The following is a 14758-nucleotide window of genomic DNA, read 5'->3' on the forward strand; positions in this document are numbered from 1 at the left end:
ATAGACTTCATTATTATTTTCAATATCGTCAATGTAATCGCGCCATGATTTAGTGCGAGGAGTTTAGTAGCTAATGGCAAAAGAAAAAAAAGGTTTTTTCTCGTGGCTCGGTTTTGGGCGTAACAAAGAAGAAAATATTGAGCAAGAGAAAGAACAGCAACGTTTAGAAGAAGCGCGTCTGGCTCAAGAAGCGGAAGCGCAACGCCTTGCGCAAGAAGAAGCCCAGCGCCAAGCGGAACTGGAAGCAGAGCAAGCGCGTCTGGCTCAAGAAGCGGAGGCGCAACGCCTTGCGCAAGAAGAAGCTCAGCGCCAAGCGGAACTGGAAGCAGAGCAAGCGCGTCAAGAAGCTGCGCGTTTAGAAGAAGCGCGTCTGGCTCAAGAAGCGGAAGCACAACGCCTTGCGCAAGAAGAAGCCCAGCGCCAAGCGGAACTGGAAGCAGAACAAGCGCGTCAAGAAGCCGCACGTTTAGAAGAAGCGCGTCTGGCTCAAGAAGCAGAAGCACAACGCCTTGTGCAAGAAGAAGCCCAGCGTCAAGCGGAACTGGAAGCAGAACAAGCGCGTCAAGAAGCCGCACGTTTAGAAGAAGCGCGTTTGGCTCAAGAAGCGGAAGTACAACGCCTTGCGCAAGAAGAAGCCCAGAGCCAAGCAGAACTGGAAGCAGAACAAGCACGTCAAGAAGCGGCGCGTTTAGAAGAAGCGCGTTTGGCTCAAGAAGCGGAAGTACAACGCCTTGCGCAAGAAGAAGCCCAGCGCCAAGCGGAACTGGAAGCAGAGCAAGCGCGTCAAGAAGCCGCACGTTTAGAAGAAGCGCGTCTGGCTCAAGAAGCGGAGGTACAACGCCTTGCGCAAGAAGAAGCCCAGCGCCAAGCAGAACAAGCACGTCAAGAAGCGGCGCGTTTAGAAGAAGCGCGTCTAGCTCAAGAAGCGGAAGCGCAACGCCTTGCACAAGAAGAGGAAAATAAACGTCTCGCTATTGCACAAGTAGAAGCTGAGGATATTGGATCTTTACGCGAAGAAGTGCTTGCAGATAAAGTTGTTGAGCAAGAGAAACCAAAGAAAGAAGGCTTTTTTAGCCGACTGAAAAAAGGTTTACTGAAAACTCGTCAGAACTTAGGTTCAGGATTCCTTGGTCTATTTCGTGGTAAGAAGATTGATGATGAGCTTTTTGAAGAGTTAGAAGAACAACTCTTAATTGCGGATGTGGGCATGGAAACCACAACTAAAATCATCACTAGCCTGACCAAACATGCCACTCATAAAGATCTTAAAGATGCCGAAGCGCTTTACGGAAAACTGCGTGAAGAGATGGGCGATATTTTAAGTAAAGTTGATAAACCATTAAATATTGAAGGTAAAAAACCTTTTGTTATTTTAATGGTTGGCGTTAACGGAGTGGGTAAAACAACCACAATCGGAAAATTAGCGCGACAATACCAAGCTGAAGGTAAATCTGTCATGTTAGCGGCGGGGGATACATTCCGAGCAGCCGCTGTTGAACAGTTACAAGTTTGGGGCGAGCGTAATCATATCCCTGTTGTGGCACAACATACTGGCGCTGATCCTGCATCGGTTATTTTTGATGCAATTCAATCAGCCCAAGCAAAAGGTGTCGATGTTCTTATTGCTGATACCGCAGGACGATTGCAGAATAAATCCCATTTAATGGAAGAGCTGAAAAAAATCGTTCGTGTTATGAAAAAATTAGACGAAGAAGCACCACATGAAGTGATGTTGACGTTAGATGCAAGTACCGGACAAAATGCAGTTAGTCAGGCAAAACTCTTTAATGAAACCGTTGGGCTAACTGGATTAACATTGACTAAACTTGATGGTACAGCAAAAGGAGGCGTTATCTTCTCCATTGCTGATCAGTTTGGTATTCCTATTCGTTATATCGGGGTAGGTGAAGGTATTGAAGATCTACGTCCGTTTAAGGCCGACGATTTTATTGAGGCTCTGTTTGCCCGCGAGGAGTAGTTTTAATGATCCGCTTCGAACACGTCAGCAAGGCTTATTTAGGTGGAAGACAAGCATTACAAGGGGTTGATTTTCATCTTCGCCCTGGTGAAATGGCTTTTTTAACGGGTCACTCTGGCGCCGGTAAAAGTACATTGCTTAAGTTAATTTGTGGAATAGAACGCCCAAGTGATGGTGCTATTTGGTTTGCTGGTCATGATATCAGTAGACTAAAAAACAGTGAGATCCCTTTTTTGCGCCGCCAAATTGGGATGATCTTCCAAGATCACCACTTATTGATGGACAGAACGGTTTATGACAATGTTTCTCTTCCCTTGATTATTGCTGGCGCAAGTGAAGAGGATATTCGACGAAGAGTTTCAGCTGCTTTAGATAAAGTAGGACTATTGGATAAAGCGAAAAATTATCCTATTCAACTCTCTGGCGGTGAACAACAACGTGTTGGTATTGCGCGCGCAGTTGTGAATAAACCGACGGTTTTACTCGCAGATGAGCCAACAGGTAACCTTGATGGTGAGCTTTCAGAAGGTATCATGCGCCTTTTTGAAGAGTTTAACCGTGTTGGCGTAACGGTGTTAATGGCGACACACGATATGTCGCTGATAGAACGCAGAAATTATCGCATTCTTACATTAGGGCAAGGCAGAATGGTGGGAGGGCAAAATGGCTAAAGCAAAAAGTTCCCGTAAATCAATGCCAACGCCAGGCGCAAAAACCAAGGCACTAAAAGGGGGAAGACGCGAACAGTGGCGCTATGCATGGCGTAATACAATGGCTGATTTTTTACGCCAGCCGCTCTCCTCTTTTTTAACGGTAATGGTTGTCGCTATCTCTCTCACCTTGCCTAGCATCTTTTATATTGTGTGGAAAAATGTTTCTACTGCGGCAGAACAATGGTATCCAACACCACAATTAACAGTTTATCTTGATAAATCTCTTGACGATTCATTGGCTGAAGCCACAATCAAGAAAATAGAAGCGTTAGAAAAAGTTGAGAATGTTAACTATCTTTCACGACAAGATTCACTAGTGGAATTCCGTTCTTGGTCTGGTTTTAGTAGTGCATTAGATATGTTAGAAGAGAATCCATTACCAGCCGTTGCGATTGTGACGCCCGTTATGGAGCCTAGCGATCAACAATTAATGGTGAATTTGCGTGATACAGTCGCGAAAATACCCGGTGTTGACGAAGTAAGAATGGATGATAGCTGGTTTACTCGGCTTTCAACGTTAACTTCATTAGTTGGGCAAATTGCTTTGGTGATTGGTACATTGATGGTTGTTGCTTTGTTATTGGTGATTGGTAACAGTGTGCGCCTCAATATTTTCAGTCGCCGTGACACCATTAATGTGATGAAACTAATTGGTGCCACTGACGGCTTTATTATGCGTCCTTTCCTTAATTGGGGATTGATCCTCGGTTTTATTGGTGCCGTATTTGCCTTGATCTTTTCAGCGCTACTGGTGTGGAAACTTTCTGATGTAGTGACTCAAGCCGCGACCGTGTTTGGAACGTCATTTTCCATTTCTGGGCTAAGTTTTGATGAATCTATCATTCTTATTCTTGTTGCTATGACAATTGGCTGGCTTGCCGCATGGTTGACGACAATGCAGCATTTGCGTCAATTCACACCAGAATAATGAATTAGCGCGTTTTTATCTTATTTTCTGCATCTGAGAAGATATTTTTTATCAGGCTGGGTTACGTTAATATCGTCACCCAGCCATTTTATCGACGGCTTGTCTCTGGCATAATAATGAACGCACTCTTTTCTACAATAAGGCAACAGTCATATTTGCTTCTGTGATAGAAAAGTACAAAGATATGTAAACATAGATGCGAGATGAACCTTTAGTCTTTATGCTGGTCAAATAGCCGTTATGATAAAAATACATCGTAAAAACCTTAACAGGCTTCCCATTTAAGCTATATTTAAAAGGCTCATCTACTTTTCCTTATCGCGATAATTTTAATTATTCATTTGATTTTCATGAGGATTTGAATGACAAAAGAAATGCAATCCTTAGCATTGGTTCCGCAAGGCAGCATCGAAGCGTATATACGTGCAGCCAATTCCTATCCGATGTTAACCGCAGAGGAAGAAAAGGAACTCGCTGAACGGCTGCATTACGATGGTGACTTGGATGCAGCAAGAACGCTTATCCTTTCACATCTGCGCTTCGTTATTCATGTTGCTCGCAGCTATTCAGGTTATGGCTTACCACAAGCTGATCTTATCCAAGAGGGTAACATCGGTCTGATGAAAGCGGTTCGTCGTTTTAACCCAGAAGTGGGTGTCCGATTAGTCTCTTTTGCTGTGCATTGGATCAAAGCTGAAATTCACGAATATGTACTACGTAATTGGCGTATCGTGAAAGTCGCAACGACAAAGTCACAACGTAAACTCTTTTTTAATCTGCGGAAAAATAAAAAGCGTTTAGGTTGGTTTAATCAAGATGAAGTGGAGCTTGTGGCAAGAGAATTGGGCGTATCAGAAAGTGATGTCCGAGAAATGGAATCACGAATGTCAGCGCAAGATATGGCATTTGATATGACCGCTGATGATAGTGATGACTCACATCCTATTGCTCCTGTACTCTTCTTAGAAGATAAGTCTTCTGACTTTGCTGATGGCATTGAAGAAGATAACTGGGATAATCATGCAACGGATAAACTGACGTCAGCAATTGAAACTCTTGATGAACGTAGCCAAGATATTATTCGTGCTCGTTGGTTAGATGATGATAACAAATCGACGCTGCAAGACTTAGCGACAAAATACGGTGTTTCTGCTGAGCGTGTTCGTCAATTAGAAAAAAATGCGATGAAGAAATTGCGTTTAGCGATTGAAGATTAATCACATTTCAGATCACGCATACGCGTTCATAAAGTAGAGTATGTTATAAAAGCGATATGAAAATATCGCTTTTTTTGTTGCATGGAGAAAAGAACGTGAAAATCGTTATCGCCCCTGATTCATTTAAAGAAAGTTTAAGTGCGAAAGACGTTGCAATGGCAATAAAACAGGGTTTTTCACGTTCTTTCCCCAATGCGCAATATTGTTGTATTCCCATGGCGGATGGCGGTGAAGGAACGGTGACATCGCTGGTGGATGCAACGCAAGGCCGTTTTATCTCTACTCAAGTGTGCTCGCCTTTAGGTAAACAAGTAACCGCAACGTGGGGGCTCTTAGGTGATAACAGTACTGCCGTGATTGAAATGGCACAAGCTTCGGGTCTTCATCTTATCCCTTTATCTCAACGCAATCCCAATTTAACGACCAGTTACGGTACGGGGGAGTTAATTAATGCGGCACTTGAAATGGGCGTTAAAAAAATCATTTTAGGATTAGGAGGAAGTGCTACAAATGACGCAGGTGCAGGTATGATGCAAGCACTGGGTCTTGGTCTTAAAGATAAGTTTGGCACATCTTTGCCTTTTGGTGGACGCTCATTAGCCCAGCTTTATTCTATTGATATCACGAAGCTTAATCCTAAATTAAAACATATTGAAATCGAAATTGCCTGTGATGTCACGAATCCATTGTGTGGAGAAAAAGGGGCATCGGCTATTTTTGGCCCTCAAAAAGGAGCCACTAAGGATGATATTGCGCAGTTGGATAACGCACTACACCATTTTGGTACTTATCTTGAGAAAATAACGCAACGCAGTCTTATCAATATAGCTGGAAGTGGCGCGGCAGGAGGATTGGCTCTGCCTTTGCTTGCATTTACGCAAGCAACACTTTCGCGAGGTGTTGAATTAGTTGCTCATGCTGTTGAATTAGAAAAACAGTTAATCGATGCAGATTTAGTCATCACTGGCGAAGGTCGAATGGATAGTCAATCGGCACAAGGTAAAACTCCAACAGGGGTCGCTTTGCTGGCAAAAAAATACCACCTTCCTGTTATTGCGTTGGTCGGTGGTTATTTACCTGATTATGATGTGGTTCATCAGCAGGGAATTGATGCCGTTTTCTCTATTGTTCCGGGTGTTTCTACATTGGACGATGCGCTTAGTAATGCACAATATAATCTTAGTGAGACGGCTTATAATGTGGCGAGGCTTTATGCTTTAGACTTCAAGGTGTAGCGTTGTTGACTAGTCAGATATTATTGTATGCTCCTAGCGACACCTTGAATTATTTAGAGTATATGTTTGCATATAAATCAAGTTGTAGGATTATTTAAAACATAGAGATCAGATTGTTGTGATGGATTAAATTGATGGTGTGTTAAAAAAGCATGTGCAATATCATATCCTTTTTCTTCTGCAGATAAGCTGGTTGCTTGCCAATGAGTAATATTAGGATATGCAGCTAAGCATTCTGTCAGTAAATAATGTCCAACACCACGACGGCGAGTCACTTCTCTGACCATAAAATCGGTAATCAAGGCGTTATTATCTGATAGTCTAACCCAGCAAGCAGCTAATAATCGTTCATTAAATCTTGCTACAAAGAGTCCATTCTGGTCGTTGATCTCATTTTTTAGCGCTGATTGATAACGTCTATCTTGCCAAATTTTGTCTAAATCAATACGGTCTTGTTCAGAGCGCTGTGTGAGTTTTTCTATGGTTAGTTTCATTTAATATCCTGTTAGTTTGCAGTGTGTTTTTTTTCTTTTAATGAAGGCATTAAGGTTTTAATGGTGAAACACAATGCCAAACTCGTTAAGATCACACAAGAGTAAAAGACATACTCATAGTTATTGCCAGTCACAAAATAGACCGAAATCATAGGGCCTGCCGCCATTCCACAATAACGAATAAAATTATAAATCCCCATTGCCGTTGCTCTCATCGTACTAAAATGACTCGTTAATAATGTGGTATGAGTTGGCATTGTTAACCCTAAAGAAAGCCCATATAACACAGTTAAACCAAGCATTACAGGTAATGAGGTTTGCCAAAAGAGTGCAAACAGCGTCAACATCATTAAGTTGATACAAGACGTAATAATCACGCCATATTCTGCGCTAAATAGATGGCAAATTCTGCGGTAAAGATAGCTACCTAAGATAAGTGCAATCGACATAGGTAGATATAATCCACCTATTTCAGTGCTATTAAGCTGATAGAGATGAAAAGCAATTAAGGGTAAAAAAACCAGTAGACAAAAATAGTTATAAAACACCATAAAACTCATGACAAATACAGATTTACCCGCAGATGCCGTAAGAACTTGTTGCATTGCAGACACGCTTTTAAAGGCTTCTTTCTGCTCAGGGCGTGTTTCTGGTAAATAAAAGAGATGGGTAATAAGCAAAATAACACCGACAACGGCCAAGAAAATGAAAATGCCTTGATATTGATAATGTTGTGCTAAATATCCACCTAATAAAGGGCCACAAGCTGGGGCTAGTGCTAATAGCATTTGATACGATCCCATCGCTTTAGCACGCTCGTTTCCTTGGTAAAGATCGCCAAGAATAGTGGCTGCAACCACAGGAATAGCCGCAATACCGATAGCTTGGATCACACGCCAAAAAATTAATAAACGAATAGAATCAGACCAGACACACCCTAATGCACCTACAATAGAAATTGCTAATCCACTGAGAAAAATAGGTTTTCTTCCCCATTTATCAATCAATGAGCCGTAAAAGAGTTGCATAACAGCCATAGCAAAAGTAAATGCAGATACCGTTAAATTAACCAATGATAACGAGGTATTAAATTGTTGCTGGATCAAAGGGAGCACAGGGGTATAGATATTTTGGGCTAAAGAGCCTAGTAGTGCACTAAAACAAATGAGATAAAACAGACTGCGGATTGATAATTTCATGATATTGCCTCTTTTCCTTTTTTTTGTTTCCATGGAAACAAAAATATAATAGCAATATTTTGAATGTTGTAAATACTTTTGATACTATTTTATTAAATAATTTTTCCAAGGAAACAAAATGACAAAAGAGACGGTGACAACACAAGACTTGTTAAAAGGATTAAGTGATTTTTTGCATCTTAAAGATGATAGAACGGATAGTGATTATAAAAAAATATTAGAAGAGAACGGGTTAGATAACTATTCACTAACAGAACTGCATGTGATCCATTGTATTGGTGAAGAGAGTATGAGAAATCTCACCACCATCAGTGAATATATGTCCATGACCCGAGGTGCAGTCTCAAAAATTTGTAGCCGATTACAAAAGAAAGGGGCGATTGAAAAAATAAAGTTAGTAGATAATCAAAAAGAAATATTTTTTATCTTAACAGAAGAGGGAGAACGTCTTTTTCATGCACATGAGGTGCTGCATCAACAATCCAAAGCAAAATGGTCTGCATTATTTGAGCAATATGACCAACAGGAAAAGCAGGTGATTAAACGTTTTTTTACTGATGTTGCGGATTGTTTTCGTCATTCGTGATAGATAAATTTGAAAAGAAAACCCCCATACCATGAGATACAGGGGGGAAATAATTATTTCTTATCTTCAGCGATGCGATTACGGATATTATCAGCACGCTCTTTTGATGGTGGGTGAGAATCAAACATACTTGAATCACCGCCACCTAATTTTGCAAGTTTTTCAAAACCAGTGACTAAGCCCGCAGTATTAACACCACGTTTTGTTAGCAAATCATAAGAGAAATTATCCGCTTCTGATTCTTGGTGTTGAGAGAACTGGGCGTTAATTAATTTTTGACCCATTTCTGCTAATTGAGAGCTGCTTAATTGTGCCGCTACACCACCAGCTGATGCTGCCGCTGTACGTGCAGCAACTGTTGCGTGAGCAACTTGGATTGCTTTACGCGTATGACCTAAGGCAACGTGACCCATTTCATGACCTAACACGCCTTCAACTTCGTTATCGGTCATCAGATCCATTAAGCCACTGTAAACACGCACACAGCCGTTAGCCATTGCCCATGCATTTACATCTTTGGTCATGTAAACTTTATAGTTTACTGGTGTGCCATTCACTTCATTACCTAACGCTTTAGCAATATTATTTAAACGTTTAGTGTAGGTACTATTTGCAGGCGCAACTTTATTTTGCGCATCCATCTCTTTACAAGCATCATTTGTTAGCGCTTTGATATCGTCATCGCTTAATGTCGCTGCTTGGAAAAGTTGGGTTCCTGATTTTGTCAGCATATCGGTATTAAGGTTTTTACAACCAGAAAGTAGTGCCGCTGATACCATCACCGTAGCAAGTAATTTTATTTTCATTTTTTAATTAAGTCCTTTTCTGCTTGGCAGTTTATATAATTGCGAATTAAATTCGAGCAGAAGAATAGCAGTGCTTATCTATTGGTGCAATATAAGCATTTTATATGAGAGATATTATCTGAATATATATTTTTCTCTTTTTTCAGTACGAATGTATTATTTTCTCTTATCTTAATCGAGCGTAATAAAAATAGAAAAATAGATTTAACTTCTTTAAATTTAAGAGAATTACTTGATAGCTTAATTTTGATGAAATGATTTTTACAGAGATAAATATTATATAAATCATTTAATTATACTTACCTTAAGTGTGAGTGAGGCGATTTTGTATTTATTTAGAATAATATCAAAGGAAGGTTGTATTTAGATGTGTTTTTTATTTGTTTAATGCTGACAAAATTTATATTCTTGATATTTATTGCTTATTGGTAAATAAACAGCGATGTTTAAAACACCGCTATTCAGATTAAACTGAAAGTGAATAAAGTGATATCAAAGTCTTATGAAACCATTAATTCACTGATAAGCATCAAAGGGCGATTCATACGTTTCCCTGATTGTTGATTGAAAAAATGGAGATTTTCAGGATGAATCGTAAGGCCTATTTTATTGCCAATTTTCACGCCGTGGTCGTTTGGCGCACGAATAACAAGAGGTTGTTTTTGTTTATCGCACGTTGTGGCATAAATTAAAACATCTGCACCGAGAGCTTCAATAAATTCAACATCAACATGAAAAAGAGGATGTTGATGGCTAATCATTAAATGTTCAGGACGTAAACCTAATTTAATGGTTTGAGAAGAAAAATGCTGAGGTGAAACGGCAATATGCCCATCCGCGATTTCAATCACATTATAATTAATCGTGACATCTAAGATATTCATTGCTGGAGAACCCATAAATGTCGCCACAAACACAGAGGCTGGGCTTTCATAAATATCTAACGGCGTGCCTACTTGCTCTATATTTCCTTGATTTAAAACCACCAGTTTATCGGCTAATGTCATCGCTTCTACCTGATCGTGCGTTACATAAATCGATGTTGTGGAAAGTTTTCGCTGTAATTTTTTGATCTCCAAACGCATTTGAACCCGTAATTTAGCATCAAGATTAGAAAGGGGCTCATCAAATAAAAAGACTTTAGGATCACGAACAATGGCTCTGCCCATCGCGACACGTTGACGTTGCCCACCTGACAGTTCTTTAGGTTTTCTATCAAGTAAATGGCTGATTTCAAGCATTTTAGCCGCATTTGTAACGAGCTCTTCAATCTTGGTTTTGGGTGTTTTTCGATTACGTAAACCATATGCCATATTGTTATAAACTGACATATGAGGATAAAGGGCATAGTTTTGAAACACCATGGCAATATCACGTTCACTAGGCTCATACTCATTAACCCGTAAATTATCAATAAATAAATCACCTTGTGTAATGGTTTCTAATCCTGCAATCATTCGTAGTAAAGTTGATTTACCACAACCACTTGGACCAACTAATACCACCATTTCACCTTGCTCAATAGAAAGATTTATTTTTGAAATGGCTTGATGGCCATTTGGGTAACACTTTTCTAAATTTGTGAGAGTGACGGTTGTCATGCTATTTCTCCGTATCAATAAAACCTTTAACAAAGGCGCTTTGCATCAAAATGACAATCAGGACGGGAGGCAACATTGCAATTAACGTGGTCGCCATGATCTTATTCCATTCAACAACACCATCAGAAACCGCAACCATCTGTTTAATGCCCATTACAATGGTGTAGTAGTGAGTATCTGTTGTGATCAACATTGGCCAAAGATATTGGTTCCAGCCATAAATAAAAGTGATAACAAATAGGGCGGCGATATTGGTGCGAGAAAGAGGAAGTAAAATAGTAAAAAAGAACTTAATAGGACCAGCGCCATCAATTTTAGCAGCTTCAATTAATTCAGGAGTAATAGTAAGAAAAAATTGGCGAAATAAAAAAGTGGCTGTGGCGCTGGCAATTAATGGAATGGTTAAACCTGCGTAAGAATTCAACACATTGAGATCCGTAACTACCTCAAATGTCGGCATAATGCGGACTTCAACAGGCAACATCAACGTAAAAAAGATAGTCCAAAAGGCGAGCATTCTTCCCGGAAATCGAAAGAAAACGACGGCGTAGGCGGATAAAATCGAGATTGTTAATTTCCCTATGGTGATCACCACTGCCATAATCAATGAATTCAATAACATACTATTAATTGAAATGGCGCTATTTTGTGTGGTGCCTGCCTGTAAAAATACCGATTTAAAAATTGTCATGCCTTCAGTACCAAACCAAAGGGGAGAACCAGTGGCAAATTCGGTGTTTTGATGTGTTGTTGCCACAAGTGCAATCCAGATAGGGAACGCAACAGAAAGTATGCCGATAATAAGAATAAAATGGCAGAAAGCATGAAATAAAGGTCTACGTTCAACCATCAGTAAGCCACCTTTTTCTCAACATAACGAAATTGAATAATGGTTAATATCGCGACAATAAACATCAAAATAACGGATTGTGCGGCGGAAGAGCCTAAATCTAATCCGACGAAACCATCGTTATAGACTTTATAAACGAGCGTTGATGTACTACTCCCTGGACCACCTTGTGTCATCGCATGGATAATGGCAAACGTATCAAAAAAGGCATAAGCAAAATTAACCACAAGTAAGAAAAATGTAGTGGGAGAAATTAAAGGGAGACTGATAGTCATAAAGCGCTTAATAGGGCCACTACCATCGATAGCTGCGGCTTCTAAAAGAGATTTAGGGACAGATTGCAATGCGGCGAGGAAAAATAGAAAGTTATAACTCACTTGTTTCCATGTCGCTGTTAAGATCACCATCCACATAGCGTGATGTGTATTAAGTACAGGATCCCAATTAATGCCTATTTTTTTTAATTGTTGGCTTAATACACCAATCGTGGGATCAAGCATAAATAACCAAAGAAAACCCGCAATAACCGGCGCAATAGCATAGGGTGAAATTAATATAGTGCGATAAAAAAGTTTACCTCGCAAAATTTGCTCAGCAATGCCTGCCAAAACAAGTGCTAATAACATTGATAAAAATACGACACTGATACTGAAAAGAAGTGTCGTGACCAAGCTATCAAAGTAATAACGATTGCTAAAAAGTCGCTGGAAATTTTCAAAACCAACAAATTCTCGACTAAGCCCAAATGCATCTTCTAATTGAAATGACTGAAAGAAAGCTTGTCCAGCAGGCCAAATAAAAAAGATAAGCGTGATAGCTAATTGGGGGAAAATCAGCGCTAGTGGTAACCCTTTTTGTTTAAAATAAATGGATTGAGATGCCATACTATATCCAGTAAATCGATAAAAACAGAAGGCGAGCTATTTTGCTCGCCTAATCTAAGTGACTATTGCTGAGTACGTTCAAAACGGCGTAATTGCTCATTTCCACGTGTAACTGCATTATCTAACGCAACTTGAGCACTCTGTTTCCCTGACCAGACTTTCTCTAACTCTTCATCAACAATTTCTCGTGTTTGCAGAAAATTACCAAAACGTAATCCTTTTGAATTTGCGGTAGGCTCTGACGTTGTCATTTGTAATATTGCGGTATCAGCCCCAGGGTTTTTCTGATAAAAACCTTGCTGCTGTGTTAATGCATAAGCTGCTTTAGTGATTGGTAAATAACCTGTTGCTTGGTGCCAATCGGCTTGCACTTCAGGGCTTGAAAGATAGGTGAAGAATTTGGCAACGCCGTTATATTCGGCATCTGGGCGCCCTGACATAACCCATAACGATGCCCCGCCAATAAGCGTATTTGCTGGTTCTTGTACGAGAGTATCGTCGTAAGGCAATTGACTAACACCAATATCAAGACCTTTCATATTCTCTTTAATACCCGCAAAACCTGCGGATGATTCCATCACCATGGCACACTCTTGGGTATAAAAGAGAGGCATTGCATCCGATTGGCGTCCGCCATATTTGAAAATACCTGATTTAGACCAATCTGCCATTTGTTGAATATGCGCTACAAAAGGTGCTTTATTAAATAGAAACGTGGTATCAAAACCATCGAAGCCGTTATTTTTTGTCGCAATAGGTAAATTATTGCGCGCACCAAAGTTTTCGATTTGTGTCCATGATTGCCATGTGGTGGTAAATCCACATTTAACACCAGAATCGAGCAGTTTTTGAGATACGGCTTCCATCTCTTTCCATGTCTTTGGTGGCTGTTCTATTCCTGCTTTTTTAAAGAGGGCTTTATTGTAATAAAGTACAGGCGTGGAACTATTAAATGGCAGTGACATCATTTTGCCATCAGGAGTGGTGTAATAGCCTGTAACAGTAGAAAGATAGCGATTAGGATCAAAAGGTTCGTTGGTTTTTTCCATTAATTGATAAACAGGAAAAACAGCTTTTTTAGCTCCCATCATACTGGCTGTACCCACTTCGAATACTTGCACAATAGCAGGTTGGTTTTTAGCGCGAAATGAAGCCACAGCACTCGTCATTGTTTCAGCGTAAGTGCCTTTATAAACAGGCTTTATCTCATATTCAGATTGACTGGCATTAAAATCAGAGGCGATTTGATTGACTTTCTGACCGAGCGCACCCCCCATTGCATGCCACCATTCAATTTGTGTTTTTGCGTGTGTAGGAGAGGTAAATAACGCCATCGCAACAGCAAGACCTGTTATTGATTTTATCGACATGCAGAATTTCCTTTTTAATCGAAAGTTAAAGGTGCAATCTAATCTTCGAATTACCCTAAATGTTATTTATGACAAAGGGGTGACAATTAAATGAAGATATATTGATGGTATGACTGTCAAATTGCTGTCATAAATGGTTGTCATGATGTCGGCACAAATGAAAAGGAGAGAGAAATGAAGATAGCTGCTCACCGAGGTTTTTCTGGAAAAGCCCCTGAAAATACATTGGCTGCGTTTAAAATGGCGATTGATTTCGGGTGCGAATGGATTGAAACGGATGTGCAATTAACGGCGGATTATGTTCCAGTGCTTATTCATGATAAAACAGTGAATCGTTGCACGAATGGGCAAGGTGCTGTGCGTTTTCATACCTTAGATGATTTACATCGCCTTGATGCGGGAAGTTGGTTTAGTTCACTCTATCAAGGTGAGAAAATTCCTTCTTTAAGACAAGGATTGCAGCTAATTAAACGTTCAGGAACAAAGCTTAATATAGAGCTGAAAACATGGCCTGATGATGATGTTGAGCGTTTATGCTTAGCCGTTTCTGACATGATAAAAAGTGCAGATATTCCGAATGAGCAAATTTTATTTTCTTCTTTTGATACGCATGCACTTATCGTTATGAAACGATACCTGCCTTATATTCGCAGAGGCCAATTATGGGACGAGATCCCTGATAATGCGTTAGAAACACTAAACGCAATTGATGGTTTTAGTGTGCATTGTAATTACAAATATCTTACGCAAGAACAAGCCCAATTGTTAAAACAAGCAGGCTATGAAATTTATTGTTATACCCCTAATAATCCTGAAGAAGTGAAAGATTTTGAGCAATGGGGTGTTGATATGCTGATCACTGATATGCCTGATGTTTATCAAATAGCAAAATGAAAA

At 40.0% G+C, this 14758-nt stretch carries 14 protein-coding genes; 7 read left to right on the forward strand and 7 right to left on the reverse strand.

Annotated elements, in window-relative coordinates:
* The first annotated feature begins 73 nt into the window (after positions 1–73).
* The 5 genes from ftsY to SB028_RS02595 all read left to right on the forward strand — a co-directional run bounded on the left by ftsY (position 74) and on the right by SB028_RS02595 (position 6071).
* A complete protein-coding gene (gene ftsY, locus SB028_RS02575) occupies positions 74–1978 on the forward strand; it encodes a signal recognition particle-docking protein FtsY (protein WP_318859766.1) in 1905 nt (634 codons plus the stop codon).
* Between the two features lie 5 nt (positions 1979–1983).
* A complete protein-coding gene (gene ftsE / locus SB028_RS02580) occupies positions 1984–2649 on the forward strand; it encodes a cell division ATP-binding protein FtsE (protein WP_023583735.1) in 666 nt (221 codons plus the stop codon).
* The gene (gene ftsX / locus SB028_RS02585; RefSeq protein WP_318859767.1) at positions 2642–3619 is read left to right on the forward strand and encodes a permease-like cell division protein FtsX; all 978 of its coding nucleotides are present in this window, start codon (positions 2642–2644) and stop codon (positions 3617–3619) included. The genes ftsE and ftsX overlap by 8 nt, the downstream gene beginning before the upstream one ends.
* Positions 3620–3981: 362 nt before the next feature.
* Positions 3982–4836, forward strand: a complete 855-nt coding sequence (rpoH, locus tag SB028_RS02590; protein ID WP_023583733.1) for an RNA polymerase sigma factor RpoH — start codon at positions 3982–3984, stop codon at positions 4834–4836.
* Positions 4837–4931: 95 nt separating this feature from the next.
* The gene (locus tag SB028_RS02595; protein WP_069368401.1) at positions 4932–6071 is read left to right on the forward strand and encodes a glycerate kinase; all 1140 of its coding nucleotides are present in this window, start codon (positions 4932–4934) and stop codon (positions 6069–6071) included.
* A gap of 77 nt (positions 6072–6148) precedes the next feature.
* Here the strand turns inward: SB028_RS02595 and panM are convergent, their stop codons facing one another.
* Positions 6149–6565 carry an aspartate 1-decarboxylase autocleavage activator PanM gene (panM, locus tag SB028_RS02600; RefSeq protein ID WP_069368400.1) on the reverse strand — a complete coding sequence of 139 codons (417 nt, stop codon included), beginning with the start codon at positions 6563–6565 and terminating at the stop codon, positions 6149–6151.
* 11 nt (positions 6566–6576) lie between these two features.
* Positions 6577–7764, reverse strand: a complete 1188-nt coding sequence (locus SB028_RS02605; protein WP_069368399.1) for an MFS transporter — start codon at positions 7762–7764, stop codon at positions 6577–6579.
* Between the two features lie 118 nt (positions 7765–7882).
* Between SB028_RS02605 and SB028_RS02610 the strand changes: the two genes are divergently transcribed.
* Positions 7883–8350: a MarR family winged helix-turn-helix transcriptional regulator gene (locus SB028_RS02610; protein ID WP_069368398.1), complete on the forward strand. Its 468-nt coding sequence runs from the start codon at positions 7883–7885 to the stop codon at positions 8348–8350.
* Positions 8351–8403: 53 nt separating this feature from the next.
* Here the strand turns inward: SB028_RS02610 and SB028_RS02615 are convergent, their stop codons facing one another.
* The 5 genes from SB028_RS02615 to ugpB all read right to left on the reverse strand — a co-directional run bounded on the left by SB028_RS02615 (position 8404) and on the right by ugpB (position 13861).
* Positions 8404–9156 carry a M48 family metallopeptidase gene (locus SB028_RS02615; protein WP_069368397.1) on the reverse strand — a complete coding sequence of 251 codons (753 nt, stop codon included), beginning with the start codon at positions 9154–9156 and terminating at the stop codon, positions 8404–8406.
* 500 nt (positions 9157–9656) lie between these two features.
* Positions 9657–10757, reverse strand: coding sequence for a sn-glycerol-3-phosphate import ATP-binding protein UgpC (locus SB028_RS02620; RefSeq protein ID WP_069368396.1), 1101 nt, complete (start codon positions 10755–10757; stop codon positions 9657–9659).
* Between the two features lies 1 nt (position 10758).
* On the reverse strand, positions 10759–11607 hold the full coding sequence (gene ugpE, locus SB028_RS02625) for a sn-glycerol-3-phosphate ABC transporter permease UgpE (protein WP_069368395.1): 849 nt from the start codon (positions 11605–11607) through the stop codon (positions 10759–10761).
* Positions 11607–12491 (reverse strand): sn-glycerol-3-phosphate ABC transporter permease UgpA, encoded by an 885-nt coding sequence (gene ugpA / locus SB028_RS02630; protein WP_069368394.1) that lies wholly within the window; start codon positions 12489–12491, stop codon positions 11607–11609. The genes ugpE and ugpA overlap by 1 nt, the downstream gene beginning before the upstream one ends.
* 62 nt (positions 12492–12553) lie before the next feature.
* Positions 12554–13861 (reverse strand): sn-glycerol-3-phosphate ABC transporter substrate-binding protein UgpB, encoded by a 1308-nt coding sequence (ugpB, locus tag SB028_RS02635; RefSeq protein WP_069368393.1) that lies wholly within the window; start codon positions 13859–13861, stop codon positions 12554–12556.
* Between the two features lie 174 nt (positions 13862–14035).
* On the opposite strand from ugpB, the gene SB028_RS02640 reads away from it, so the two are divergent.
* On the forward strand, positions 14036–14755 hold the full coding sequence (locus tag SB028_RS02640; protein WP_069368392.1) for a glycerophosphodiester phosphodiesterase family protein: 720 nt from the start codon (positions 14036–14038) through the stop codon (positions 14753–14755).
* Positions 14756–14758: the final 3 nt, after the last annotated feature.

The organism is Proteus vulgaris, from assembly GCF_033708015.1.
In the GTDB taxonomy this organism is placed as follows: domain Bacteria; phylum Pseudomonadota; class Gammaproteobacteria; order Enterobacterales; family Enterobacteriaceae; genus Proteus.

Coding starts and splice junctions, on each gene's coding strand:
- ftsY (WP_318859766.1), top strand. CDS start 74: ATGGCAAAAGAAAAAAAAGGTTTTTTCTCGTGGCTCGGTTTTGGGCGT.
- ftsE (WP_023583735.1), top strand. CDS start 1,984: ATGATCCGCTTCGAACACGTCAGCAAGGCTTATTTAGGTGGAAGACAA.
- ftsX (WP_318859767.1), top strand. CDS start 2,642: ATGGCTAAAGCAAAAAGTTCCCGTAAATCAATGCCAACGCCAGGCGCA.
- rpoH (WP_023583733.1), top strand. CDS start 3,982: ATGACAAAAGAAATGCAATCCTTAGCATTGGTTCCGCAAGGCAGCATC.
- panM (WP_069368400.1), bottom strand. CDS start 6,565: ATGAAACTAACCATAGAAAAACTCACACAGCGCTCTGAACAAGACCGT.
- SB028_RS02605 (WP_069368399.1), bottom strand. CDS start 7,764: ATGAAATTATCAATCCGCAGTCTGTTTTATCTCATTTGTTTTAGTGCA.
- SB028_RS02610 (WP_069368398.1), top strand. CDS start 7,883: ATGACAAAAGAGACGGTGACAACACAAGACTTGTTAAAAGGATTAAGT.
- SB028_RS02615 (WP_069368397.1), bottom strand. CDS start 9,156: ATGAAAATAAAATTACTTGCTACGGTGATGGTATCAGCGGCACTACTT.
- SB028_RS02620 (WP_069368396.1), bottom strand. CDS start 10,757: ATGACAACCGTCACTCTCACAAATTTAGAAAAGTGTTACCCAAATGGC.
- ugpE (WP_069368395.1), bottom strand. CDS start 11,607: ATGGTTGAACGTAGACCTTTATTTCATGCTTTCTGCCATTTTATTCTT.
- ugpA (WP_069368394.1), bottom strand. CDS start 12,491: ATGGCATCTCAATCCATTTATTTTAAACAAAAAGGGTTACCACTAGCG.
- ugpB (WP_069368393.1), bottom strand. CDS start 13,861: ATGTCGATAAAATCAATAACAGGTCTTGCTGTTGCGATGGCGTTATTT.
- SB028_RS02640 (WP_069368392.1), top strand. CDS start 14,036: ATGAAGATAGCTGCTCACCGAGGTTTTTCTGGAAAAGCCCCTGAAAAT.